Raw genomic sequence first — 24365 nt, 5'->3', positions numbered from 1 at the left:
GGGTGGGATGGTCTTCTTTCAGTATAGCTGCAGGAGATTGCGCCAGGGACCGGATGCGAAGAGGCGGATCCCGGCAATTCCTGCCGCCCCGGCGCGGATACACGCAGCGGCGTTGCGGGCGGTCACGCCACCCAGTGCGAAAACTGGCATGGGCGCTGCCACCTGGCAGGCTTCTGCAAGCGCCCGCAGTCCCTGGCCGGGAAGCGTTTCTTCTTGCGCAGATTTTTCAAAGACAGGGGCAAAAAGCGCCAGCGTAGCACCGGAAACGCGGGCCTGCTCAATTTCCACGCTCGTGTGACAGGACACGCTGATCCGTGGCGCCGTTCCGCTCCGCTGCCAAGGCCTGCGAGCGAGTGCAATCGCATCGGCAGGCAATCCTGAAGGCAGATGCACGCCATCGCATCCGCACGTCCGGGCCACTTCTGCGGGACCATTCAGCAGGACGGATGTTTTGCTCCCGGACTTCCTCACCTGGCGGACGATTTCACGGGTCAGGTCCATCAGATCCTGTACTGGCAGGTCTTTTTCGCGGACCTGCACGAAATCCACGCCCTCCTTGGCCCACGCGGCAACGCATGCGAGCAGGGCGTGACTGTCCGGAAAAAGCGAACGGCTGGTGATGGCGTAAAGTTGCATCTCATTTGAGTGTAGGGCCTTCCCGGAATGAGACGAGGCGGGAAGATTTACCAAATCTCAAAAAATACAGATGCACAAAGTTGCTGCCAGGGGAGTTACAGTAAAGAGTTAGACCTTCTGAACGCTTCATGGATACATACGACCTTCTTGTTATCGGCTCCGGGCCATCGGGACAGCGTGCTGCCGTCTCCGCGGTGAAACGCGGCAAGCGTGTTGCGTTGGTAGAGATGCGCAGTGTGGTCGGCGGCGTTTGCGTGAATACGGGCACCATCCCCAGCAAGACCATGCGCGAAGCCGTCCTGCATCTCTCCGGATACAACTACCGCTCCATTTACGGCATGAATTATCGCGTGAAGGAGAAGATCACGATGTCGGACCTGGCCTTCCGCGTACAGCACGTCATCAAGACGGAGATTGATGTGACTGAGGCGCAGCTTTCGCGCAATGGGGTGGAGGTCCTGAATGGCATTGCCAGCTTTGTGGATCCGCACACCATCCGCATTGATGGAATGCGCGGTTCGGGCACCTATAAGGCGGAGAACATCATTATTGCTGTCGGCACCAAGCCTGCCAGTTCGCCGAAAGTCCCGATTAATGGAAAGACCATTGTCAATAGCGACCAGGTGCTGGAGCTTCCGGAGCTGCCCAAGACGTTGATTGTGGTCGGCGGCGGCGTCATTGGTGTGGAGTACACCTGCATGTTTGCCGCGCTGGGAGTACGGGTCACGCTGATCGAGAAACGTCCCCGGCTGCTGGAATTTGCTGACCAGGAGATCGTGGAGGCCCTGAGTTATCACCTGCGGGACAGCCGTGTGACCATGCGTCTGGCCGAAGAGGTAGAAAGCGTGGAAGAGCTGCCCGATGGCACTGTAGTCGCCAACCTGGAAAGCAAGAAGCGGGTCTCAGGAGATGCACTGCTTTATGCCGTGGGACGGCAGGGCAATGTGGATGAGCTAAACCTGGCTGCAGCGGGAATCGAGGCCGATCGGCGCGGCCGCATCCCTGTTGACAAAGACTTCCGCACCCGGGTGCCAAATATTTTTGCAGTAGGAGACGTCATCGGCTTCCCTAGTCTGGCATCCGTTTCGATGGAACAGGGACGCATTGCGGTGGCGCGTGTGTATGGGGACGAGAATGAGCAGTCCAACCCGAGCTTCTATCCGTATGGAATCTACACCATCCCAGAAATCTCCTTTATCGGTAAGACCGAAGAACAACTGACCGAAGAGGACGTGCCTTATGAAGTGGGAGTGGCGTATTACCGGGAGATTGCGCGGGGCCAGATCCGCGGAGATACGACCGGACGCCTGAAGCTGATTTTTCATCGCGAGACGCGGGAAATTCTCGGCATCCACATTATCGGCGAAGGGGCAGCGGAGCTGGTGCATATTGGCCAGGCTGTCATGACCCTGCACGGCAAGGTAGACTACTTCATTGATACGGTCTTTAACTATCCCACGCTGGCTGAGTGCTACAAGGCCGCTGCCTTTAACGGCATCAACCGGCTGGCGCGCTTTGAGTGAGGAGAGAGAGCGAGCATGGCAGGAAGCATCGGCGTCGTCATGACGGAGGTCATCCGGGCAGGTCTGGTCGAGGAGCACAAAACCACAGGTCCTCTGCGCCGATTTCCCCAGAACATGGATGAGTCCAACGGTCTGATTGAAGTCCCGTCCGATGCGCTGTGCGAAAGCATCTGTGATGAAATCCAGGCCCTGGTCCCGGAAGATGGGCAAGTGGAGGCCATCGGTGTGGCCATGCCGGGAATTATCCGCAATGGTGTGGTGGAGGATTCACCGAACCTTCCTCAGTTGAAGGGCGCGCGAGTTGCAGACTCGGTCCAGGCCGGACTGAAGGCCCGCGGGATCCAGAACCGCGTCAGCTTTTTTAATGATGCGGATGCCGTGGCTGCCGGGCTTGCGGCCACGCGCGGCCATCTTGACCGGCTGATCCGGGTGTGGACCATCGGCAACGGGATCGGCTTTGGGCGGTATCCCTATGCGGAAGGCCCGTGGGAAGGTGGCCACACGGTCGTTACGCTCGACCCTAAGGAAAATTACTGCGGCTGCGGCGGCCGCGGACACCTGGAAGGCATTATGGGCCACAGGGCCATGCGGCTGCGGTTTCTGGACATGGAGCCAGATGAAGTCTTTGCTGCTGCCAAAAAGGGTGACAAGCGGTGCATGGAATTTGTCGAGCGCTATCATCGGGCACTGGCGGCTGCTACCGCGACGCAGATCCATCTCGAAGGGCCGGGCAAATTCTTCTTTACCGGACGCGACATCCAGCGCCTGGATCTGGCGCTTCTGAAGCAATATCTCTATGAGATGGTCAAAATGAGTCCGCTGCAGAACTACACGCTAGAGGTACTGCCGGAAGATCCGGCGCTGGCGGTAATTGGTGCGGCCGTGGCCGCCGGACAGGCCCTGAATCCCTGAGCCTCGAATAATTTTTGTAAATTCTTCTTGGGAAAAGAGTTATCTCTGCCAGGTCCCGGCCCGAGCAGGTCCGTCGTCGGCCTTTCCCGCAAGGAGCTCCTCTTCTTTATTTTTTTGTAAATTCTTCATTTATAAAGACTTGCTTCCAAAGATTCCGCCCTGTCGGGCCCATCAGTGGCAAGGGCCTATTGAGGACTCTTTTCGCCCGAAGGGGACATTGTTGCAAATTCTTCTTTCGGCAAGAGTTACGGAGAAAGGCTGCGGGCGGGGTCTGAACTGCCTGCTACTCATCCCTCTTCTTACAGGATAACAAAAGAGGGTGAAATTCCCTGCACTGTGCCATGTCCGAGTGATAGAGAGGATCAGAAGGCCGCAGAGGAGAAAGAGGATCAGAGGTGCGGTGGTGCATCTTGAAAGCGACCACCCTGCGTTGCCCGGGGTCCGGGGCGCAGGGTGGAGGCACCGTTTAGAAGAACAGCTTGGCTGAAAACTGCAATTGGCGCGGGCCGTAAAGGATGCTGCTGGTCGAGGTGGTTGCCTCGAACGGGGTCCCGCCGGTAGCCGTGTAGGGGTAAATGCAGCCATTGGCGTGCGTGGCGGCATTGCAGACCGGGTTGGGGTTTTTGGCCGAAGGCGCAGTCGGCGCTGACCAGGAGAAAGCGGTGGTGTTTACACCGAGGCGGTTCTGCTGGTTGAGCAGGTTGAAGGCTTCGGCGAAGAATTCCAGATGAACGGACTCGCGCAGGGGAACGCTGCGGGAGACGCGGAAGTCGATATTATGCAGCCCGGGCCCGGGAAATGCATTGCGGGGAAGCTGAGGAGCGCGTCCACCCGTGGGAGAGTTGAACCAGCTCAGCTCGCCCCCGGTGACGCCGCCATCCGGACCGCCGCTGGGATAGTTGGACATAAAGGCCGTGACCGGGAAACCGGTTTGCTCGGTGGCAGTTCCGGAAAAACTCCAGCCATTGGCAAGCAGAGAAAGGGGCCGGGAAGAGAGGGAGAAGGTCGGCGCGTAGACGAGGCTACCGACGAAACGGTTGCGCATATCCAGGTCAGAGCGGGCATACTCGGCCTTGCGGTTGAAGGGGTCCAGGGGTACATCGGTACCGTTGAAAGTGCCGTTTACGCCGGAGACCTGCGCGCCGTCAATGGCCTTGGCCCAGGTGTAGTTGATGAGCAGTTCCAGACCGTGGCTGAAGGGCTTTTGAATACTGACGGCCATGGAGTTGTACCACGAGTTGACGTCACTGAAGCCGGTGAGAATGCTGGCAGTGTTGGGTGTGAGCCGGGCGGTATAAAAGGGAACTGTTACGGAGCTCAGAGTATTGCCCTTGGCATCTGTCACATCGTAGGTGCGGGTGGTAGAGGCAGGCGCCAGGTTCGTATCAATAAACGCAGGCAGGCGCATGGCGCGGTTGCCGACCCAGGAGATGGTAAGGCTGGAATGCAAGGGAAGCTGCTGCTCGATGGCCAGATCGAAGGAGTGCGAGTAAGGATTCAGGAAATGCGGGTCCAGGCCGCGGGCCTGAAGCACGCTGAGCGGCGGGTTCGTGTTCTGGACCTGAGGGGTTGCGGCCCCGGCGAAGGGAGCAGCCAGTGCAGGTCCCGGAGGAAGAAAGAGGACGTTAGGAGCGGAAATGGCATAAGGCGAGGACGGGGTGAGGGTGTACTGCTGCTGGAAGACGCCATTTTCGACGCGAATCGTGTAGTAGGTGCTATTTGAGGTAAGCCCGTAGATCAGCCCATAGCCTCCGCGAAGGACCGAAGTGGGGGTGAACTGCCAGGAAAAGCCGAAGCGTGGCTGAATCATGTGGTAGTCAATGTTGATGGTGCTGGTGTAATGATTGGCCAAGTCGCTGGAGGTGTTGGGGCGCGGCGGCTGCGGAACAAGCTGGACGTCATAACGGATGCCGGCATTGAGCAGGAAGGTGGGCGTCAGCTTCCATGTGTCCTGCGCAAAGGCGGCCAGGTCCTTGTTCCAGAAGTCGTCTTTGCCCTGATGGGTAATGGGGTCATTGACCTGGGTAAAGCTGGTGTAATGTTTGGCTCCGTTGAGGCCGTAGACGTCCTGCACCCAGTTGGCGAAGCTGCTGGCGGGCGATCCGGCCGAGTAGGTGTAGTTTCCGTTGCCCTGAAAGAGGTTAATCAGGACCTCGTGGATAAAGTTGAGGTCCACGCCGGCCTTGAGGGTGTGCTTGCCCAACATGGTGGAGAGCGTATCGCCTACCTGCCAGCGGTGCTCATCGGGGAAAGCGGGGCGGGGAAGGGCATTGGTTTCACCGTAGCTGGTGATCCCTGAGATGCTGACATTGGGCCCCGGGGCATTGGTTCCGTTGGTTTCCAGGTCGCGAGACCACTGGAAGCGGACCAGATTGACGGTGCGGCTGGAAAGCACGCTGTCCCAGTTCACAATGGCAATCCGTGTGTGGAAGTCGGCTGTGCCATTGGTCGTCACAGAGCTGTTGCTGGCCGTAGGCGAGGTGTTGTAGCCGTTCGGCTCGTGGAAATTCATCCAGTTGAAGTTGGCGCTCAGGTGATTGTTCTGATTGACCTGCCAGTCAAGGCGTGGGAAGAAAATGTCCTGCTTAATATTGCGGGCGTAGGACCCGCGGAGGCCCAGAAGGTAGTTGACTGCGGTCTGGCATTGCTGGGCGGACACTCCGGCCGGGCAGTTGGTGGTGGCATAGCTGGCCAGGGTGCTGGCGGCAAGGGTGGAGGTGTAGAGAATGGGGTTGACTTTGCGGAAGCCATCATAGGTGAAGAAGTAGAAGAGCTTGTCCTTGATAAAAGGGCCTCCGACGCTGCCGCCGAACTGCTGCTGCTGGTGAACGGGCTGAGTGAAGATGCCCTGGGTCTTGCCGACGGGGTCCAGGGCATTTAAAGCCGGGTAGCGAAGGTAGTAAAAGAGGTCTCCATGCAGCGCGTTCGTGCCGGATTTGGTGATGGCATTGATCTGTCCGCCGGCGGCCTGTCCGAACTCTGCGCTGTAGGCCGAGGTTTCGGTCTGAAATTCCTTGATGGAGTCCTGGCTATAGACGTAAGGCGCTCCGATCGAACGTCCGCGGGCCTCGGAAAAGAACGCCTGGTTGTTGTTGGCGCCATCCACCAGATTGGTGTTGTAGAGGCCGGAGACGCCGCGATAGGAGATCAGGCCGGTGTTGCCATCCGGGGCCACATTGGGGGTGAGCAGGACAAAGTTGTCATAACGGCGGCCGTTGACGGGAAGATTGCTCACCAGTTTTTCGCTGACGTCCTGCGAGGCCTCTGTCTTTTCCGTATCAAGGACAGGAGGCGCGGCGGAGACCTCGACGGTGGACTGTACGGACTGCACGGGCAGGACAAGGTCGAGCCCGAGGACCTGGCCGACCATGAGGGTGAGATTCTTGCGGTCCAGTGTAGCGAAGCCGTCTCGGGAGACGATGACTTCATAGTGGCCGGGCTGCAGGTAATCGGCGCGGAAGTCACCGGAATCCGTGGTGGTGACCTGGCGCTCGACGCCGGTGTCTGTGTTAAGAATGCGGACGGTTGCGGCAGAGATGGCGGCCTTGCTGTCATCGGTGACCGTGCCGCTAATGGTCCCGGCCCCCGCGGTCTGCGCCCAAACGGAGGTACATGGATAGAGAAATACGGCGAATAATACCAGCCTCAAAATTGTTTTCATCATGGGTTTTTCCTTGTTCCTGAGTATCCCTGAGGAAGTTAAAAGCGATGCAAATTTACCTTGTCACGCGTGGGACTGAGACGGTGCAGCAGCCATCCCACTTCAGCCGTACCCAGATGGCCGGATCATGCCTCCAGGCCCCGGACCGGTCTTCCGGACGAAAGGCCCGATACGCAGATTCCGAACCCAGGTATGAAGTGGTTCCGCGAGTCACTGTCGAGGACAGGCCTTTCTTTTATTTAACCGGGGGAGGGCGGAGGCCTGTCAATATCGAGAGAGCGGCAAATGGATTTCTTTGTGGAAAATCCGGGACAAATGTCCGCAAAAAATGTGGGGGATAAAGAAGACGAATGCCGGGTATTTGCTACTCTTTTTCTTTGGCTGACTTTTCCATGGGAGAGAGGTTTCGGCGCCAGCCGCTGGCCGTGATTGGAGCCGTACTGCTGGTGTTTTTTGTAGTCACCGCGCTGGCCGCTCCCTGGATCACCCCCTATGATCCGGCAGTCATTGATCTGAACCATCGACTGGCGGGACCCGACCACGCACACTGGTTCGGTACCGATGAACTGGGGCGGGACATTTTTTCCCGCACGCTCTACGGGGCGAGGCTGTCCCTGCTGGTGGCAACCTCGGTGGTGGCCTGTTCGCTGCTGCTGGGACTGGTTGCCGGGGGCCTGGCCGGATACTACGGCGGCATTCTGGATACGGTGCTGAATACTTTTTTGATGAACGCATTCCTGGCAATGCCGGGGATCCTGCTGGCAATCGCCTTTGTTGCGTTTCTGGGGCCCGGTCTGATGAACCTGATTTTTGCGCTTTCCATTGGTGGCTGGGTGGGATATGCGCGTCTGGTGCGGGCGCAGGTGCTGGCGGCACGAGAGCGTGAATATGTAGAAGCAGCGCGGGCGCTGGGGGCCAGCGATCTGCGCATCTTTGCGCGGCATATTCTGCCGAATATCATGCAGCCGGTGATTGTGCAGGCAGCCATCGGAATGGCAGGAACAGTGCTGGCGGAGGCCACGCTGAGCTTTCTGGGTCTTGGAGTGCCACCGCCAGCGGCGAGCTGGGGTGCAATGCTGAACGATGCCCGGTCGCATTTGTTCGATGCGCCGCACCTGGTGGTCTTCCCTGCGATTGCGGTGATGCTGTGCGTACTCTCGTTTAATTTTCTGGGAGACGCATTGCGAGACTATCTCGACCCAAGGACGCGGATGAGCGCCGGGCTTTAAGATCCGCTTTCCGGTAGTGTGGGGGCAAAGCGTGATCCCAGAAACAAGATGGCCGAGGCAAGGCCCAGGGCGATGAGGGTCATGCCCATGCCGGTGCGCAGCGAAGAGGTCGCATCGGAAACGCGGCCAATCAGGCGGGGAGAGAAGGCGTCTCCGAGTGCGTGAATCATAAACAGGTTGATGGCGATGGCTGAAGAGCGGATGGAAGCAGCCACCGAGTTGACCAGGCAGGCATTGAGCGGGCCATTGTTCAGGAAGAGCAGCAGTTCAGCGGCAAAGGCCCCGGGGACCAGCCAGGAATGCGGTCCGAAAAGGGTGGCGGCGCAGGCGGGTATAGCAATCGCCATGCTCCAGGCCGAGATGAGATAAAGGGCGCGATGGTTTTTGCGGACCCAGCGGTGGCCGATCCATCCACCCAGAATGGTGCCGATCAGCCCGTCGATGGCGGTAATGGCGCCGGTCACGATACCTGCGGCGGCAACGGAGTAGCCTCCGAAGCGGACGAAAAAGGTCGGCAGGAAAGTGGAGATTCCGCCGACGGCGAAGGTCCACATGGCCATACCCAGAGTGGCGGTCCAGAAGGCAGGATTGCGGAAGAGACCGCGAAGGGAAGAGCGGTCGAAGGTGGGGCGGAGCTCATCGCTGCTTCCGCGGGGCGGCTCTTTGATAAAAAACCAGAAGGCCGCGGCGATGAATCCTCCGGGGAGCGCAGCGATGAAGAAGGGAACGCGCCATCCATAATGCTCCCCCAGCACGCCACCAGAAAGGTAGCCCAGGGCGGCACCAACGGGAATGGTGATGTAGAAGATGCTGAGGACCCGGTTCCGGTCGATCTCAGGGTAGAAATCCGAGAGCAGGGCCGGGGCGAAGATGCTGAAGGTCGCTTCACCGATCCCGACCAGGGCATGGCGCAGCAGCAGCGTCTGGTAGCTGTGCACGGTTGCGGTGAGAAGAGTGGCGGCGCTCCAGAGAAGCGCTCCGGCGACGATGAGGGGACGGCGCGGAAAGCGGTCCCCGAGCCATCCGGTGAATGGGGCGGCGACCATGTAGGTAAAGAAGAAGGCGGACGTGAGCAGGCCCATCTGGGCGTCGGTGGCGGAGAATTCTTTCTGGATAAGGGGCTGGACCCCGGGCAACACATAGCGGTCAATAAAATTAAACAGGTTCAGACAGGTCAACAGGAAAAGAGCGGTTGCGGCGGTGTGCACGGCAGTGGGTCTGGACGGCATACAGGTGATGGCAGAATAACAGGGAAGAAAGGCGGAGCAGGGCTGCAATCAGCCCTGGTCTTGTAGCACCCGCCCGCCTGGCGGGAGTGTTGGCTTCTTCCTGCGGTGCTGTGCAGGCGAGTCGGGAAGAAGGAGAAATTACTCTTTCGGGCGTGGCCAGCGGGCCTCAACGGTGGTGGAGATGCCGCCGCGGGGGCGGAACTCGCCTTTGACGATGGCCCACACCGGATGGCAGGCTTTGACCACGTCTTCGAGGACGCGATTGACCACGTTTTCCTGAAAGATGCCCAGATTGCGATAGCAGAATAGATATTCCTTGTAGGACTTCAGCTCCAGGCACAGGTCCCGGGGCATGTAGCGGAGCGTAATGACGCCGAAGTCAGGAAGACCGGTTTTGGGACAGACCGAAGTAAATTCAGGATCGTCGATTACGATTTCATAGCCGGGAAACTGGTTCTTCCAGGTTTCAATTTCAGGGAAAGCAAAGTCGAGGCCCGCTTTGGCGTGCTCATCGGTATAGCGTTCGGAAAGAGCCATATTTCCATTCTAGAGCAGAGGGAGCACGAAATTTCTGCCACCAGTTGGCGCTGGATTGAGTCTTATATACTGACCTCTGGTCAAGGATGGCTACACAACGAACGACAACGGTGCCCAGCGGACGGCTTTGGACAGGCGCAATCCTGCTGCTTCTTGTGGTGTTTTATCTGGCCCACCGAATGACGCGCACGACACTGCCTGTGCGCGCGGCGACGGTGGTACGCAGCAGCCTGAAGAGCACGACCAGTACAAATGGTGTGGTAGAACCAGTCGACAACTTTGAAGCGACGGCACCGTTTCCGGGAGTCATCAAGGCGGTGTATGTGCATGAAGGCGACAAGGTGGCCCAAGGCAAACTGCTGCTTTCCATGGATGACACCGATGCCCACGCCCGGCTGGCAGCTGCGCTGGCCAACTTAAAAGGTGCCCAGGCCGCTTATGATGCTACGGTCAAAGGGGGCACACAGGAAGAGATGCTTTCTTTGAATGGGCAGATCCAGTCGGCAAAGATGGAGCAGGAGCAGGCGCAGAGCAGCCTGGCGGCGCTGGAGAAGCTGCAGATGCAGGGAGCAGCCTCGGCCGCGGAAGTGGCCGCGGCCAGGAACAGGCTGACGGCGGCCAGCAATTCGCTGGCGGTGCTGGAACAGAAGAAGACTGCGCGCTACGGACCTACGGACCTTGCTCACGCCAGGGCCGTTCTGACCGATGCGCAGGCGGCCTATGCGGCGGCCCAGCAGGTGGTCGACCAGGCCAATGTAAAAGCGCCTTTCCCGGGGACAGTTTATTCGATTCCTTCCCAGGCAACAGAGTTTGTGGAACAGGGAAAGACGCTGCTGGAGATGGCGGACCTGCACAAGATGCAGGTGCTGGCCTATTTCGATGAGCCTGAGGTCGGGCGGCTGAAACCAGGACTACCGGTCCGGATTCAGTGGGACGCAAAGCCGGGAGCGGAGTGGCATGGACATATTGAAAGGGTGCCTTCGACCATCATCCGCTATCAGGAGACACGCAACGTAGGCCAGGCGGTGATCGCCATTGACGATGCCGACGGGACCCTGCTGCCCAACACAAATGTAACTGTATCGGTAACAATTTCTGATGCGGCCAATGTCTTGAATGTTCCGCGCGACGCCCTGCACACGGAGCAGGGAAAGTTTTATGTCTACAAGGTTGTAGACGGCACGCTTCATCGCGCGCAGGTGAAGACGGGGGCCTCCAATCTTACACAAATCGAGGTCCTGTCCGGACTCAGCGAAGGCGACACCATTGCGTTAGGCACGACCAATGGCCAGCCGCTCAGTGATGGCGCCTCAGTGAATGTGCTGCGGTAAATGAGAAGCTTGTTTCGTTTCCTGTCTTTCAGCCTGCTGCTGTGTGTTTGCGCTATGGCCAAGGCCGATGTTCTGGACACGGTGCGTCGTGACCTGGACCATGGACATGCCAATGAGGGACTGAATGCGCTGAACCTGGTGCTTTCCAGCCAGCCGCAGAATGCCGAGGCATACAATCTGCAGTGCCGCTTTTATTTGCAGGAGGAGCAGTGGGACAAGGCCATCCACGCCTGCCAATCTGCAGTCGGGCTGGCACCGGAAAACAGCAATTATCATCTCTGGCTGGGGCGCGCCCTGGGGGAGAAGGCCGACCGTGTGAATTTTGTTGCGGCATTCAGGATGGCGCGTCAGGTGCGCCAGGAATTTGAGACGGCGGTGAGGCTGGATCCGCGCAATGCCGAAGCGCTTTCTGATCTGGGGGAATTTTACGTGGATGCGCCCGCGATGGTAGGCGGGGGATTGGACAAGGCCGGACGCACGGCGCAACAGCTTGAGGCCTTTGCTCCTGGTCGCGCCCACACCCTGCGTGCCCGGATGGCGGAAGAGCAGAAGGACTTTACTCGGGCCGAGCAGGAATACAAAGCCGCCGTTGCCGCAGAGAAAGATCCTGCAGAGGCATGGATGGACCTGGCCTCTTTTTATCGGCGCCGGCAACGGTGGGACGCAATGGAGCAGGCCGTGCGGGCCGGGGCGGCGGCAGACACAAGGCATGGAGTGGCCCTGGCGGATGGCGCTTCCGTGCTGCTGCGGGCGGGACGCGATCTGCCCCTGGCACGGCAGCTCATGGAGCAGTATCTGGCTTCGCCAAACAAATCAGAAGGGGCCCCGGCCTTTCAGGTCCGGATGCAGTTGAGCAAGGTGCTGATGGCGCTCGGTGATCCGCAGGGGGCGCAGCAGCAGCTTGCCGAAGCGCAGGGCCTGGCCAAGGACTACCTGCCGGCCGCGCAGGCCACCAACAGTGGAAGATAAGCAGATAAAATCAAAACTTGTACTTCATGAGAGAGGGTCATTGCAATTAAAGCGGCGACAAACCGGATGGATGGCGCTATGCTTCTGGCTGCTCGTCTCCTTCCGGATGCAGGCCCAGGTCTCGCTGTATACGGTGGTGGACCTGGCGCTGCGGAACAGTGCGCAGGTCCGCATGGCGCAGGCAGATGTGATGCGGGCGGCGGCCGGACTGACCGAGGCCAAAGATGCTTACATTCCGAACCTGATGCTGGGTTCCAGCCTGGGATATTCTTACGGCTTTCCTCTGGGCGAGCCTTCGGTCTTCAATGTCACCTCCCAGTCGCTGCTTTTCACCTTTTCCCAGCCGGATTACGTCCGCTCGGCGCGTGCTGCATTGCGGGCAGCGGAGCTGAACCTGAAAGACAGCCGGCAGCAGGTGATTCTGGACACAGCGCTTGATTATGCGCAACTAGACAAGACCCAGAACGAGATGGCCGCGCTGGACCAGGAGAAGCAATATGCCGATAAACTCGTGAGCATCGAACAGGATCGCGTGCTCGCCGGGGTGGATGGTCGCACGGAACTGACCAGGGCGGAACTGACGGCGGCGCAGATTACCCTCAAGCGCATTCATCTGGAGAACGAGGCACAATCTTTGCGGCAGCAACTGGCACACCTTACCGGACTGGCGCCTTCAAGCTTTATTACCGACAGCCGCAGCATTCCCGCGGCCCGGATTTTCTGCAGGCGACGGACCTGGGGCGGCGGGCAGGGATGCTGAATGCCGGAATCCAGGCGGCAGAAGCCAATGCAAAATCCAAAATGTACGTTGCGTTCGGCGATTCAAGGCAGACCTTCCGTCCCCAGCTTTCCTTTGGCGCGGATTACAGTTTGTTTGCCAAGTTTAATAACTACGACCAGTATTTCCGCAGCTTTCAATACAACAACTTCAATGTGGGCATTCAGATCCGGGTGCCGTTGTTTGATGCTTCCCTCAAGTCCAGGCAGCAGCGGTCCGCGGCAGAGGCCGCACATGCGGCAGCAGAAGCCGACCAGACACGCAACCAGGTGAACGAGCAGATCCTGCAGATGCAGCGGAGCCTGGCCGAACTGCGGGCCCAGCAGCGTGTGGCCCAGTTGCAGGCGGAGCTGGCCCAGGAGCAGCTTGAGGCGCTGACGACCCAACTGGAGCAGGGGAGCGGGTCCCCGGGCGCCCCGCTGCTGACGCCCAAAGACGAGCAGCAGGCCCGCATTCTAGAGCGACAGCGCTATGAGGAGATGCTGGACGCGGATTTTGCCGTGGTACGTGCGGAGCTGAACCTGATGCGCAGCATCGGAACGATCGAAGATTGGGCGAAGTCCGGACCGCAGAAATAGTAAGGATCGGAACATGGCGGGGAGTGGCTGGCAAAGCACCTCTGCCGCCGGAAGCACACTGTGGATGATAAACTTAAGAATACGCACATGCCTTTAAAAACACTGTTTCTGAACCCGCCTTCCTTCGAGAATTTTGATGGTGGCGCCAGCTCGCGCTGGCCCGCAACGCGAGAGATTGAATCCTATTGGTATCCGGTATGGCTGGCTTATCCGGCCGGGATGCTGGAAGGCTCGCGGCTGCTGGATGCGCCTCCACACCACGTCTCGGCGCAGGAGACGATTGAGATAGCCAAGGGCTACGAATTTCTGGTGTTGTTTACCAGCACTCCGGGGTGGACGGGCGACCAGAAGCTGGCAGAGGCAATTAAGCAGGCCAATCCGCACATCCGAATCGCCTTTGTCGGGCCTCCGGTCACCACATCACCGGACCGGGCGCTGAAGGAGTGCGAGGTCATTGATTTTGTGTGCCGGCGCGAGTTCGATTATTCCGTGGTGGAGTACGCCAACGGGAAGCCGCTGGAGGAGATCCTAGGCATCAGCTACCGCAAGGACGGGAAGGTGGTGCACAATCCCGATCGTCCGCAGGTGGAAAATCTGGACGCCATGCCGTGGGTGACCGATGTCTATGCTCGCGACCTGGATGTGACGAAATACAATGTGCCGTTTCTGCTGCATCCTTATGTCTCGCTGTATTCAACCCGCGGATGCCCGGCGCAGTGCACCTTCTGCCTGTGGCCGCAGACCCTTTCCGGGCACGCATGGCGGAAGCGTTCCACGGACGATGTGGCCGCAGAGATGGCGCATGCCAAGGAGCTCTTTCCTCATGTGAAGGAGTACTTCTTTGATGACGATACCTTCAATATCCAGAAGGCGCGGACCATCGAACTGTGCTCAAAGCTGAAACCTCTGGGGCTGACGTGGTCCTGCACATCGCGTGTGACCACTGACCGGGAGACGCTGAAGGCGATGCGCGATGCCGGTTGCCGCCTGCTGATTGTCGGCTATGAGTCCGGAGATCCGCAGATCCTTAAGAACATTAAGAAGGGTGCAACGGTGGAGCGCGCCCGGGACTTCACGCGCGACTGTCATGATTTGGGACTGACCATCCACGGGGACTTCATTCTGGGGCTGCCGGGTGAGACCAAGGAATCCATTCGCAACACGATTAATTTTGCCAAGGGGCTGGATGTGGAGACCATCCAGGTTTCCATCGCCCACGCCTATCCCGGGACTGAGTTTTACGAATTTGCCAAAGAGCATGGCTTCATCATCAATAACGGACAGATGGTGGACGACCAGGGCCACCAGCTGGCCCATATCGAGTATCCCGGGCTGCCTAAGGAATATGTGCTCGAAATGGTCCATCGGTTTTATGACGAGTACTATTTCCGTCCTAAGGCTGCATGGCGCGTGGTGAGCAAGGCGATTGCCAACCGTGACCTTCCGCGACTGTATCAGGAGGCGAAGTCATTCCTGAAGCTGCGCGCGCAGCGGAACAAGATTGTGAAAGAAAGCAAATTGCAGAAGGCAAACGAGTCCAAGCCAGCCAGCGCGGAAGTTTAGAAGGCGTCTTCTTTCTGTGCTCATCGCTTGGCATCGGGAATGGAAGGGCCGGCATCTTCTGAATCTTCGGTGCAAATCTGCCCGATGAAAGCCGGGGGCCCGACCGGCCTGATCGGTGAAAGAAGCCTATGGCCCATTTTCTGTAACAGAAAGATCCGGCCAGCCTGAGGCTGGCCGATTTCTCTTTTCCCATGACGCGACGCACGATGACATTCCGGCGCTATCTGGTCCTGGCCTTTGTGACGGTCTCGGCGCCGCTGGGAGACTCGTTTCTGGACAGAGGGATGAAGCAGATTGGTCCGGTTTCGCTGGACCATGCGACGGTCCTGCTGCATGCGGTGGCGACGCCGTGGGTGCTGGGCGGAATCCTGCTTCTGATTGGATTTTTCGCCTCATGGCTTACGGCATTGTCCTGGGCCGACCTGACATATGTGCTTCCGGTGACCTCCTTTGCCAATGTGATCGTGGCGCTGCTGGCCAGATTCTGGCGTCATGAGGAGATCTCGCTGTCGCGCTGGCTGGGAATTTTTCTGATCACCACGGCGGTAGGATTTGTCATGCGTGGGCCGTCTTATACGGAGCATGAGAAGGCGAAACCGGCGAAAACTGCGGCAAAATCGGCCGAAGAGGTCTGCCTGTGATGGTCTCTCATGTGTCCGGACTGGAAAATGCGGCGATGATCGCCTGCATTATCGTGGCTGCAACCGCAGGCGACGTATTGATTGCCTCGGCCATGCGGCAGATCGGCGATCTGGATGAGATCAAAGCGCATTCCGGACTGGCAGGGGCGGTTCGCGCGGTGACCACGAACGGACGGTTTTTCTGTGGAGTGGCGGCGATGGCCATCAGCTTCTTTTCACTGCTGTTTGCCCTCAGTCATGCAGACCTGAGCCTGGTGGCCCCGGCCTCAGCCTCTCTTACAGTTGTGACGAACACCGTGGCGGCAAAGCTTTTTCTGAAGGAAAACGTAGACAAGCGGCGTTGGATTGCCGCGCTTTGTGTCTGTGCCGGGGTGGTCCTGCTGGCGCATTGAGTCAATGCCAGGGGCTGGAGTCCCGGCCGGAGAGGGCGCGATCAAGATAGGTAGCCGCACTGATGAGTGCCAGGTGGGTAAAGGCCTGGGGAAAATTGCCCAGGTGCTCGCCGCTGCGGCCCAGCTCCTCAGAGTAAAGACCGAGGTGGTTGGCATAGCCGAGCATCTTGTCAAAGAGGAGCTGCGCCTTTTCCAGTTGATGGGCACGTGCCAGGCATTCGATGTACCAGAAAGAGCAGGCGACAAAGCTGCCTTCCGACCCGGTCATGCCATCAATGGCTTCGGCCTGGGTGTCATAGCGGTAAACGAGGGTGTCTTCGGTCAGCCGTTCCTCGATTGCTTTTAAGGTAGAGAGCCAGCGAGGATCGACTGGGCTGATAAACCGCATGAGGGGCATCAGCAGAGTGGCGGCGTCGAGGTTTTTGGACCCCTGGTACTGCACAAAGGCCTTGAGGGAATTGTCCCAGAAGTCCTTAAAGATGCTCTCGTAGATCTTATCTCGGGTGATCAGCCAGTCAGCATAGGGGGCCGCGAGCGAGCGTTTTCTGCCCAGGCGGATGGCGCGGTCGAAGGCCACCCAGCACATCAGCCGGGAGTGCAGGAATTTTCTGGCGCCTCCGCGGACCTCCCAGATGCCTTCGTCCGGGCGGTCCCAGTTTTTGTCCAACCACTTGAGGATCCGGCAGATCCCTTGCCAGTCATCATAAGAGATGGCGTCACCGTATTTGTTCGAGAGGTAAATGGCGTCCATCAGCTCCCCGTAGATATCCAGCTGCATTTGCCCAAAGGCACCGTTGCCAATGCGGACGGGGCGGGAGTTTTTATAGCCGCTGAAGTGTTCGAGGACCGTTTCATCCAGGTCCTGGCTGCCGTCTTCGCGATACATGATTTGAAGCGGGCCCCGCTCGGCATCTTCGTGCAGGCGGTCGCGCAGCCATTCGGTAAATCGTGCGGCCTCTTCGGTAAACCCCAGGCGGAGAAAAGCATAAAGAGAAAAGGAGGCGTCGCGGAGCCAGGTGTAGCGGTAGTCCCAGTTCCTTTCCCCACCGATCCGCTCTGGCAGGCCAAAGGTGGGTGCGGCAATGACGGAGCCGTATTCCTGGCTACAGAGCATCTTCAAAGCCAGGGCGGAGCGGTTGACGATCTCGCGCCAGCGGCCTTTATAGTTGGAGCGGCTGATCCAGTCACGCCAGTAGTGGACGGTCTGCTGGAAGTGATTTTCGATGGCGTCCTGGTCGAGGATTTTGACCTCCGGGTCGGCCTCGCCAAAGGTGAAGGTGGCAGCATCGCCGGTCTTGAGCGTGAAGCTGGCCACGGCGTCGTCGCCCTCAATCGCCAGCGGGACCGTTGCGTGCAGGGCCATCTGCGGGCAGTGTTGGCCATTCGGAAAGAAGCGTACAACCGTGCCTTCCCCCACGGCCCTGTGACCATCACGCGCGTAGTTGAAGCGCGGCGCGCAGCGGACCTGAAACCTGACCTCACCTTTGATGACGCGGACCATGCGGATGATCTGATGGGCGTAAATTTCGCCTTTCTTTCCGGCGAGGATGGGCATAAAGTCGGTCAGCTCGACGACGCCGGATTCTGAGAGAAAGCGGGTGAGCAGGACATTTGTATCAGGCAGGTAGAGCTGCCGGGTGCGAAGGTTTTCAATCTGTGGTTCGATGCGGAAAGACCCACCTTTCTCCTCATCAAGAAGCGCGGCGAAGACGGTCGGTGAGTCGAAGCGGGGGAAACAGAAGAAATCCACTGCACCTGTGGTGCTGATCAGGGCAATGGAGCGCATGTTGCCGATGGTTCCATAGTTTTGAATGGGCTGCATAGCGGTCACCCCAGCTTAGATGTGGATGGTACAGAAAGGTTTTCGTGTCCGGCAAAGCGGGTTTGTGCCTCATGCCTGGATATGCACATTGCCGCCTGCGATACTGAGAGCAAGGACCATGGCAGAGACCTGCATCAAGTGTGACGGAATGGGGATGCGCGTGATCAAGCGTGCGGACGGAAGCAGTGCCGCCGAACCATGTGAATGCCAGCAAGAGCGGCGTATCAGCCGCCTGATTGAACGGGCCAGGATCCCTCCCCGCTACCGGCACTGTACTTTGCAGAGCTTTGAGGTCGGAAGGCACTCGCATGAGTCGCTGCGCGCGGCCTTCCTGATGGCAGACAGGTTTATCACGGCCTTTCCGCTGGAGACCGAGGGCAAAGGGCTGCTGTTTACCGGGTCCATGGGAGTAGGCAAGACGCACCTTGCCGTTGGCCTGCTGCTGGCCCTGATTACGGAGCGTGGAGCGCAGGGGCTGTTCTGCGATTACCGGGAACTGCTCAAGCAGATCCAGGAGTCGTACAACCCTTCTACGCACATCACTGAGCTTCAGGTATTGCAGCCGGTCTTTGACGCGGAAGTCCTGCTGCTGGATGATCTGGGATATATCCGGCCGACCGAGTGGGTCTGGGACACGGTTGCCCTGATTCTGAACGCGCGCTACAACGCCAGGCGGACCACGCTGATTACTACGAATTATCCAAACCTTCCGGCTGCCGGGGCGCAGATGGGAAAGGAATCCAGCCCAATGGGGAGGGAACGCAGAATGGCCGAAGCTGCGCTGCGGGAGGAAACCCTGGGGGACCGGATTGGAGAACGGATGAGGTCCCGCCTGCTGGAGATGTGCGTAGAAGTGAGAATGGAAGGGCAAGACCTACGCCAGACGGTGAAGCGGGCACGATTTTCCTAGGGCCCGGTCATGGGCGGAAGGGCTTGAAAACGGGCCCTGGCACGCCGCGAGACGGACATCTTCTAGATGACAGTCAACAGGAGCAGGAGCGCGGCGGCCAGAGTGGCCATCTGATAGACATAATCGGAAGGTCTTCGCCGACGGACTGCGGTGTCCTGGAACTGCTCCATAGTGGCCTCACACAAACAGAGCGTAGTACTTCAGTTCTTTCTGCCTATTTAGACACAATTTGTCCTGGTTCGATTCGCTTTTTGCAGGATTTTATTGTGGACGAAGCCACAGAAGCACCGGTTCCGGAGAAAGTCCCGGATTGGCACGCATTCGGGCCCGACTTAACGAATCATAGGGACTGGACCCTCCCGGGCTGCGCGAAAATTTTATCGCGCCCATGTAGAATCCTGCTTAATGGCAGAGGACCGTAAAAATGTGCCGCACCTGAGCGGGCAGCCAATCCAGGCAGGGGAGGGGCGTTCCATGCTGCCCTGGGTGGTTGCAGGCGGGGTGATTGTAGTAGCCGTCGTGCTGCTTTTCGTTTTGAGCGGGAGGAAGGCCCAGCCCGCCAATCCCGGAGGCGCGGGTCTGGCGCCCGCCGATCCCTATGCGGCCCAGTTGCCCATCACAGGCCTACAGATGAGCGAAGCGACGAACTTCGCCGGAGGCAAGGTCACCTATGTTGACGGGCACATCGCCAACCGAGGCGAGAAGACCGTCACGGGAATTACTGTGCAGCTGGCGTTCCGAGATATCGGCAACCAGCTTGTTCAGAAGGAGACCGTGCCGCTGATGCTGATTCGCACCCGCGAACCTTATGTGGACACGCAGCCGGTCAGCGCAAATCCTCTGAAGCCGGGCGACGAACGGGAGTTCCGGGTCATCCTTGATTCCGTCACACCTGACTGGAACGGGCAGTATCCTGAGGTGCGCGTGATCCAGGTGAGCGAGAGGTAACTGGCTGCCACGGTGTAAAACAGAAGCATGGCCACGCAAACCGAACATGGCAGCGAAATCCCGTCAAAGTCTCCTGTCCTGATGATTGACCTGCGGAGTGATACCGTAACGCGGCCCACCCCCGCCATGCGTACCGCCATGGCCGCGGCCGAGGTGGGTGATGATGTGTATGGCGAGGACCCTACCGTCAATCTGCTGGAGGCCAGCGCGGCCCGTATTTTTGGCCGGGAAGCTGCCCTGTTTGTGCCGACCGGTACGATGGGCAACCAGATTGCCATCAAAGTGCATACGCAGCCCGGACAAGAGATTGTTTGTGAGACGCGCGCACATATCGTGGACTGGGAGATGGCCATGGCCGCGGCCTTTTCCGGATGCCAGCTTCGTCCTGTTTTTGCAGAGCGCGGCATTCTTAGCTGGAAACAGATTGAATCTGCGGTAAAGCAGGTAAGTACACACCAGGCCGGAACCGGACTAATCTCGCTTGAAAATACGCACAATCTGGCGGGAGGCACCGTTACGCCGCTTTCTGTGCTGGGCGAGATATGGCATGGAGCGCGGGAGTATGGCATTCCGGTGCATCTGGACGGAGCGCGTATTTTCAATGCTTCAGTGGCGTTACGCACTCCGGTCGCAGAGCTGACCAGCGGATTTAACACTGTGATGTTCTGCCTGTCCAAGGGGCTTTGTGCACCGGTTGGATCCATGCTAGTGGGTAGCCGCAAGACGATCGAGCGGGCACGCATCGTGCGCAAGGCCCTTGGTGGAGGGATGCGACAAGCAGGTGTTCTTGCTGCAGCGGGACTGATTGCTCTGGAAGAGATGCCGAAGCGGCTACATGAAGACCATGCAAACGCCCGCCTGCTGGCAGAGACCCTGGCCGAGATGCCGCAGGTCGAGCTGGATCTGGGAGCGGTGCAGACCAATATCGTGATCTTTGCCCTGAAGCAGGCGGGCAAGGCCCAGGAGTTAAAAGAGAGGCTGAAACTACGCGGTGTCTTGTGCGGGACAGCAGGCAGAAATTCGATTCGTCTGGTGACCCATCACGACGTAGACCGCGCCGCCTGCGAGATGGCAGCAAAGATAATCACAGAAGAGATTGCCAGACTTTAGGCTTCTGCGGGGGCCATCTGCTTTGGCGGGAAAGCGTAAAGTCCAGCCACAGGACCACGCAGGGAGTTGACAGTGATTTTGCCCTGCCTGGGCTGTTCCTATCGTCCGCAGGTGTGTTGATTTGCGGAAATAGACAAACGTTTGTGTTCAGCACGATAACTAGCTGGGAGTTTTGCAGCGCACTTTGCGCAGGTAATCGGCCAGCATCTGGCCGGCCCGGGGAGTGAAGATTTCCTCCAGTGCCTCCAGATGCTGCATCCGGTCTACGCGAAAGCTCCGGAAGTCGTTGCGAAGCTCGCACCATGCGGCGAGCGTCCAGGTGCCGCCCCAGAAATAAAGAGCCAGAGGATGCAGGCGGCGCACGCTGGGCTGGCCGTCTTCACGAACATAGCCGATAAGCACGACCCGGCGTTGCTGGGCGGCGTTGTGCAGGGCGTCGAGTTTCTCGCGCAAATGTTTGGATGCGCAGAAACCTGGTGCATAGAGCAGGACTTCATCGACGCGCTCACGCACGGCAACAGGCAAGACAGCTTCAATCTTGCGGATGGCGCGGTTGGCAGCCTCGGAAAGCTGCATTCCGCCCCAGGCCTGTACCATGCGCGCGCCCAATACGAGCGCAGCGATTTCCTCCCGGTCAAACATCAATGGCGGAATGTCAAAGTCGCGGCGCAGGGTGTAGCCTACGCCGGCTTCTCCGGTAATGGGCACACCGGAAAGCTGAAGGTCCTGCACATCGCGGTAGATGGTGCGGTGCGAGACCTGCAGCTTTTCAGCAAGGCTGCGGGCGGTCTGGAGCCGCCCGGAGCGGAGCAGTTGTACGATTCGGAAAAGCCGGTCGGCTCGGCGCATACGGCTTCTATCTTAAGCCGCAGAATGGAGTCCGATGCGGTTTCCTTCAGTGTCAAGAATCTGGGCGATCCAGCCTACGTTGGGCAGGAAGGTCTTCTGTTGGACGATCGAGCCTCCGGCGCTTTCTACCCGGCCAAGGACGGCGTCAAATTTGCCATCGCAGTTCAGGTAGATGACGATGCCATCCGGCGAGGGCCGAAACTGCTTGCCGGAGGCGATGGCCCCAGAGATTCCAGGGCGCTGGTAGGGAAAAATTGCCAGATTGGGCCATTCGGCCTCATGACGCAGGGCAATGCCCAGGATTGTCTCGTAAAAGCGGATGGCACGGGCAAAGTCTGCGGCGGGAATTTCAAACCAGTGGATGGTGGATGTAACGGTTGCTTCGGCGGTTGGCATGACTTCTCCTCCTTCTTGTGGGGAAGATATGCGGGGGCTGCTGACAGCATCCTGTCAGCAGAGAAAAAGATGGTCCCAGGGCGGGGGGTAAGGCCAGGAGCTGGCCGGATGGCATATCTGGGTCATATCAGGGTGATATGTGGGGCCAATGCCGAGTCTGGACTGGGCCACCGTCTATAATGGAGATTGATATGCCCAAGTATTCCATCGTCGTGCCTTTTCATAACGAGGAAGACAACGTCACCGCGCTTTATGACCGGCTGAAGGCCGTCATGGAGCAGGTGGGTGACAGTTTCGAGCTGGTTTTTGTGGACGATGGCTCCAGCGACAGCACTTACAAGCTGCTTGAAGAGATTGCGGCGGTGGACAGCCGCGTCCTGGTGGTGAAGCTGCGCCGCAACTTCGGACAGACCTCAGCCCTGGCGGCGGGCTTTGACCATGCCCAGGGTGAGTTTATTTTGGCCATGGACGGGGACCTACAGCACGATCCCTATGAGATTCCAAAGTTTCTGGGAAAGCTGGCCGAAGGATACGATGTGGTCAGCGGATGGCGCAAAGAGCGCATTGATAATTTCATTATGCGCCGCATCCCTTCCCGCTGCGCCAACTGGCTGATGGCGAAGCTCTCTGGCGTTGATATTCATGACTTTGGTACGACCTTCAAGGCCTATCGCCGCGAAGTGATCCACAACATTCCGCTTTACGGCGAAATGCACCGTTTTATTCCCGCACTGGCGTCATGGTATGGGGCCAGTATCTGTGAGATTCCCATCAAGAATGTCAATCGGGAAAAGGGGAAGTCGCATTATGGGATTGGGCGGACGTTCCGCGTCTTTTTTGACCTGCTGACAATCCGTTTCCTGCTGAAATATATGACGCGTCCGCTGCACTTTTTTGGCAGCTTCGGGGCGCTGAGTATGCTGGCAGGCAGCGCGCTGGCCTTTTTCCTGATGCTGCTGAAGCTCTTTACGCACCAGCATGTGATGGACCAGCACGGACCACTGTTTGTCATTGCCGGCGTGCTGATTCTGGCCGGCATCCAGGTGCTGGCCATTGGGCTGCTGGGCGAGCTGCAGGTGCGGCACTACCATACGAACAACCACCGCGCTCCCTATACGATCGACCGCCTGGTGCGGCTGCGTTCTCCGGAAGAACCGAGCCTGCTGCGGGACTAGTCGGCAAAATCAACTTCTTTCTCCGTGCTGAAGAGAAAGAAATGCAGGTCCTTCCGTACCGTATCTGTGCTTCGGTCGGGACCACAGGAGGCGGGTCATCCTGGTTCTCTGTTCGACTTTGTCATTTGGGCGTGTGAGTGGATTTATAGAAATTGCTGATTTATTGAGAGATAAATTGGCTGTTTTTGGCTGTGTAGGAACTGTGCAGGCGTTTTCTCGATTTCTGTGCACTTCTTGAACGCGAGGGACCATTCTCCAGGGACGATCAATTGGACGCAATGAACATCATTCCGATGAGCGTCGTTGTTAATTAAGGAGCTTGTGCCCATCGGAAAGTTCTTCCCCAGGGCGCGGAACCGCGTATAACGTGTTACTATTTCCCCCATTCATCCTTTCTGTCTGCAAGGGATTTGCCGATGCGCATCCAAACGACTGCTTCCTGGCCGGCACGCGATGATCGCCGGGCCGCGCTGGTGTGGCTGGCCCTCTTCTGGACCTTCGTCACGGTCGGTTTTGGCTCCGATCTTCCTCACTACTTGCATGAGCAGCCTCGTGTCCCCGCCATCGTTCATGTCCACGCCATCGCCACCATTTTGTGGCTGATCACGGCCACGACGCTGGTGCTGATGGTCGAGAGCGGCCATGTGCGCCTGCACCGGACCCTGGGCTGGCTCGGGGCCGGATACGCGGCGCTGGTGGTGGTGATTGCTCCGTGGGCCGAACTCAGTTGGCAGGCACGGAACCTGCATACTCCCGGCTTTCTGCCGCCCGAATTTCTTAGCCTGGCCTTCAGCGGGGTCATCTGCATGGCCGTGCTGCTGGTGTGGGGCATTCGCCTGCGCCGCAACTCCGCTGCCCATCGGCGTGTGCTCACGCTGGCGATTATCTGCATCAGCGATGCAGCCTTCACCCGCGTGATGATCCTATTCATGGCCCCGCCCAGCAGTTTTCTGGGTACCTACCTGTTTTTTGAGGGCGGCAATCTGCTCATCATCGCGCTCATGTTTCTCTGGGACTGGAAGCAGGACCGGGTCATGAAGCAGTTTTTGTGGGCCTCGGCGCTCATCCTCGCGGCCGGGCTCACGGCCACGGGGCTTTACTTCAACGAGACCTGGCATGCGATCACGTATGCGTGGCTGGATGGCTGGGCGCGGCACATGCTGTAGTGCCGGGCTC

22 protein-coding genes are annotated in these 24365 nt (G+C 58.7%); 15 read left to right on the top strand and 7 right to left on the bottom strand.

Annotated features, from left to right (window positions below; genetic code table 11):
* Positions 1-18: 18 nt before the first annotated feature.
* The gene (locus N655_RS19665; protein ID WP_049961214.1) at positions 19-636 is read right to left on the bottom strand and encodes a thiamine phosphate synthase; all 618 of its coding nucleotides are present in this window, start codon (positions 634-636) and stop codon (positions 19-21) included.
* Between the two features lie 128 nt (positions 637-764).
* Here N655_RS19665 and sthA point away from each other — a divergent pair, with 128 nt between their 5' ends.
* Positions 765-2159, top strand: coding sequence for a Si-specific NAD(P)(+) transhydrogenase (gene sthA / locus N655_RS0102790; RefSeq protein ID WP_026441769.1), 1395 nt, complete (start codon positions 765-767; stop codon positions 2157-2159).
* Between the two features lie 15 nt (positions 2160-2174).
* Positions 2175-3071: an ROK family protein gene (locus N655_RS0102785; RefSeq protein WP_026441768.1), complete on the top strand. Its 897-nt coding sequence runs from the start codon at positions 2175-2177 to the stop codon at positions 3069-3071.
* Between the two features lie 466 nt (positions 3072-3537).
* On the opposite strand, the gene N655_RS0102780 is transcribed toward N655_RS0102785, so the two are convergent.
* On the bottom strand, positions 3538-6735 hold the full coding sequence (locus N655_RS0102780) for a TonB-dependent receptor (RefSeq protein WP_026441767.1): 3198 nt from the start codon (positions 6733-6735) through the stop codon (positions 3538-3540).
* Positions 6736-7124: 389 nt separating this feature from the next.
* Here N655_RS0102780 and N655_RS0102775 point away from each other — a divergent pair, with 389 nt between their 5' ends.
* Positions 7125-7961, top strand: a complete 837-nt coding sequence (locus N655_RS0102775; protein ID WP_044935115.1) for an ABC transporter permease — start codon at positions 7125-7127, stop codon at positions 7959-7961.
* On the opposite strand, the gene N655_RS0102770 is transcribed toward N655_RS0102775, so the two are convergent.
* Together N655_RS0102770 and queF are read right to left on the bottom strand one after the other, a co-directional pair.
* Positions 7958-9169: a spinster family MFS transporter gene (locus tag N655_RS0102770; RefSeq protein WP_238324446.1), complete on the bottom strand. Its 1212-nt coding sequence runs from the start codon at positions 9167-9169 to the stop codon at positions 7958-7960. The genes N655_RS0102775 and N655_RS0102770 overlap by 4 nt on opposite strands.
* A gap of 159 nt (positions 9170-9328) precedes the next feature.
* On the bottom strand, positions 9329-9727 hold the full coding sequence (gene queF / locus N655_RS0102765) for a preQ(1) synthase (RefSeq protein WP_026441764.1): 399 nt from the start codon (positions 9725-9727) through the stop codon (positions 9329-9331).
* Positions 9728-9813: 86 nt separating this feature from the next.
* Here queF and N655_RS0102760 point away from each other — a divergent pair, with 86 nt between their 5' ends.
* From N655_RS0102760 to N655_RS0102730, 7 genes are all read left to right on the top strand, one after another.
* Positions 9814-11058 (top strand): efflux RND transporter periplasmic adaptor subunit, encoded by a 1245-nt coding sequence (locus N655_RS0102760; RefSeq protein ID WP_026441763.1) that lies wholly within the window; start codon positions 9814-9816, stop codon positions 11056-11058.
* A 9-nt stretch (positions 11059-11067) separates the two neighbouring features.
* Complete coding sequence (locus N655_RS16980; protein ID WP_049961213.1) at positions 11068-12027, top strand: tetratricopeptide repeat protein; 960 nt, start codon at positions 11068-11070, stop codon at positions 12025-12027.
* A gap of 70 nt (positions 12028-12097) precedes the next feature.
* Positions 12098-12787, top strand: a complete 690-nt coding sequence (locus N655_RS0102750; protein WP_026441762.1) for a TolC family protein — start codon at positions 12098-12100, stop codon at positions 12785-12787.
* 41 nt (positions 12788-12828) lie between these two features.
* Positions 12829-13383 (top strand): TolC family protein, encoded by a 555-nt coding sequence (locus tag N655_RS0102745; RefSeq protein WP_238324444.1) that lies wholly within the window; start codon positions 12829-12831, stop codon positions 13381-13383.
* A gap of 87 nt (positions 13384-13470) precedes the next feature.
* A complete protein-coding gene (gene hpnJ / locus N655_RS0102740) occupies positions 13471-14946 on the top strand; it encodes a hopanoid biosynthesis associated radical SAM protein HpnJ (RefSeq protein ID WP_026441760.1) in 1476 nt (491 codons plus the stop codon).
* 191 nt (positions 14947-15137) lie between these two features.
* Complete coding sequence (locus tag N655_RS16975) at positions 15138-15587, top strand: DMT family transporter (RefSeq protein WP_049961212.1); 450 nt, start codon at positions 15138-15140, stop codon at positions 15585-15587.
* Complete coding sequence (locus N655_RS0102730) at positions 15587-15979, top strand: EamA family transporter (RefSeq protein ID WP_026441759.1); 393 nt, start codon at positions 15587-15589, stop codon at positions 15977-15979. Before N655_RS16975 ends, N655_RS0102730 begins: the two co-directional genes overlap by 1 nt.
* A 1-nt stretch (position 15980) precedes the next feature.
* On the opposite strand, the gene N655_RS0102725 is transcribed toward N655_RS0102730, so the two are convergent.
* Complete coding sequence (locus N655_RS0102725; protein WP_044933857.1) at positions 15981-17801, bottom strand: glycoside hydrolase family 15 protein; 1821 nt, start codon at positions 17799-17801, stop codon at positions 15981-15983.
* A 118-nt stretch (positions 17802-17919) separates the two neighbouring features.
* Between N655_RS0102725 and N655_RS0102720 the strand changes: the two genes are divergently transcribed.
* From N655_RS0102720 to ltaE, 3 genes are all read left to right on the top strand, one after another.
* Positions 17920-18711 (top strand): ATP-binding protein, encoded by a 792-nt coding sequence (locus tag N655_RS0102720; protein ID WP_026441757.1) that lies wholly within the window; start codon positions 17920-17922, stop codon positions 18709-18711.
* Between the two features lie 405 nt (positions 18712-19116).
* A complete protein-coding gene (locus N655_RS16970; RefSeq protein WP_049961211.1) occupies positions 19117-19659 on the top strand; it encodes a DUF2393 family protein in 543 nt (180 codons plus the stop codon).
* 27 nt (positions 19660-19686) lie between these two features.
* On the top strand, positions 19687-20769 hold the full coding sequence (gene ltaE / locus N655_RS0102705) for a low-specificity L-threonine aldolase (RefSeq protein ID WP_238324442.1): 1083 nt from the start codon (positions 19687-19689) through the stop codon (positions 20767-20769).
* 159 nt (positions 20770-20928) lie between these two features.
* On the opposite strand, the gene N655_RS0102700 is transcribed toward ltaE, so the two are convergent.
* Complete coding sequence (locus N655_RS0102700) at positions 20929-21618, bottom strand: helix-turn-helix transcriptional regulator (protein WP_026441755.1); 690 nt, start codon at positions 21616-21618, stop codon at positions 20929-20931.
* A gap of 12 nt (positions 21619-21630) precedes the next feature.
* Positions 21631-22014 (bottom strand): VOC family protein, encoded by a 384-nt coding sequence (locus tag N655_RS0102695; RefSeq protein ID WP_026441754.1) that lies wholly within the window; start codon positions 22012-22014, stop codon positions 21631-21633.
* A gap of 191 nt (positions 22015-22205) precedes the next feature.
* On the opposite strand from N655_RS0102695, the gene N655_RS0102690 reads away from it, so the two are divergent.
* Positions 22206-23189: a glycosyltransferase family 2 protein gene (locus N655_RS0102690; RefSeq protein ID WP_026441753.1), complete on the top strand. Its 984-nt coding sequence runs from the start codon at positions 22206-22208 to the stop codon at positions 23187-23189.
* 416 nt (positions 23190-23605) lie between these two features.
* Positions 23606-24355, top strand: coding sequence for a hypothetical protein (locus N655_RS0102680; protein WP_026441751.1), 750 nt, complete (start codon positions 23606-23608; stop codon positions 24353-24355).
* Positions 24356-24365 lie beyond the last annotated feature (10 nt).

It is taken from the genome of Pseudacidobacterium ailaaui (genome assembly GCF_000688455.1).
GTDB lineage: Bacteria > Acidobacteriota > Terriglobia > Terriglobales > Acidobacteriaceae > Pseudacidobacterium > Pseudacidobacterium ailaaui.
The sequence above is the reverse complement of the archived record's forward strand: the minus strand, read 5'-3'. Positions and strand labels throughout refer to the sequence as shown.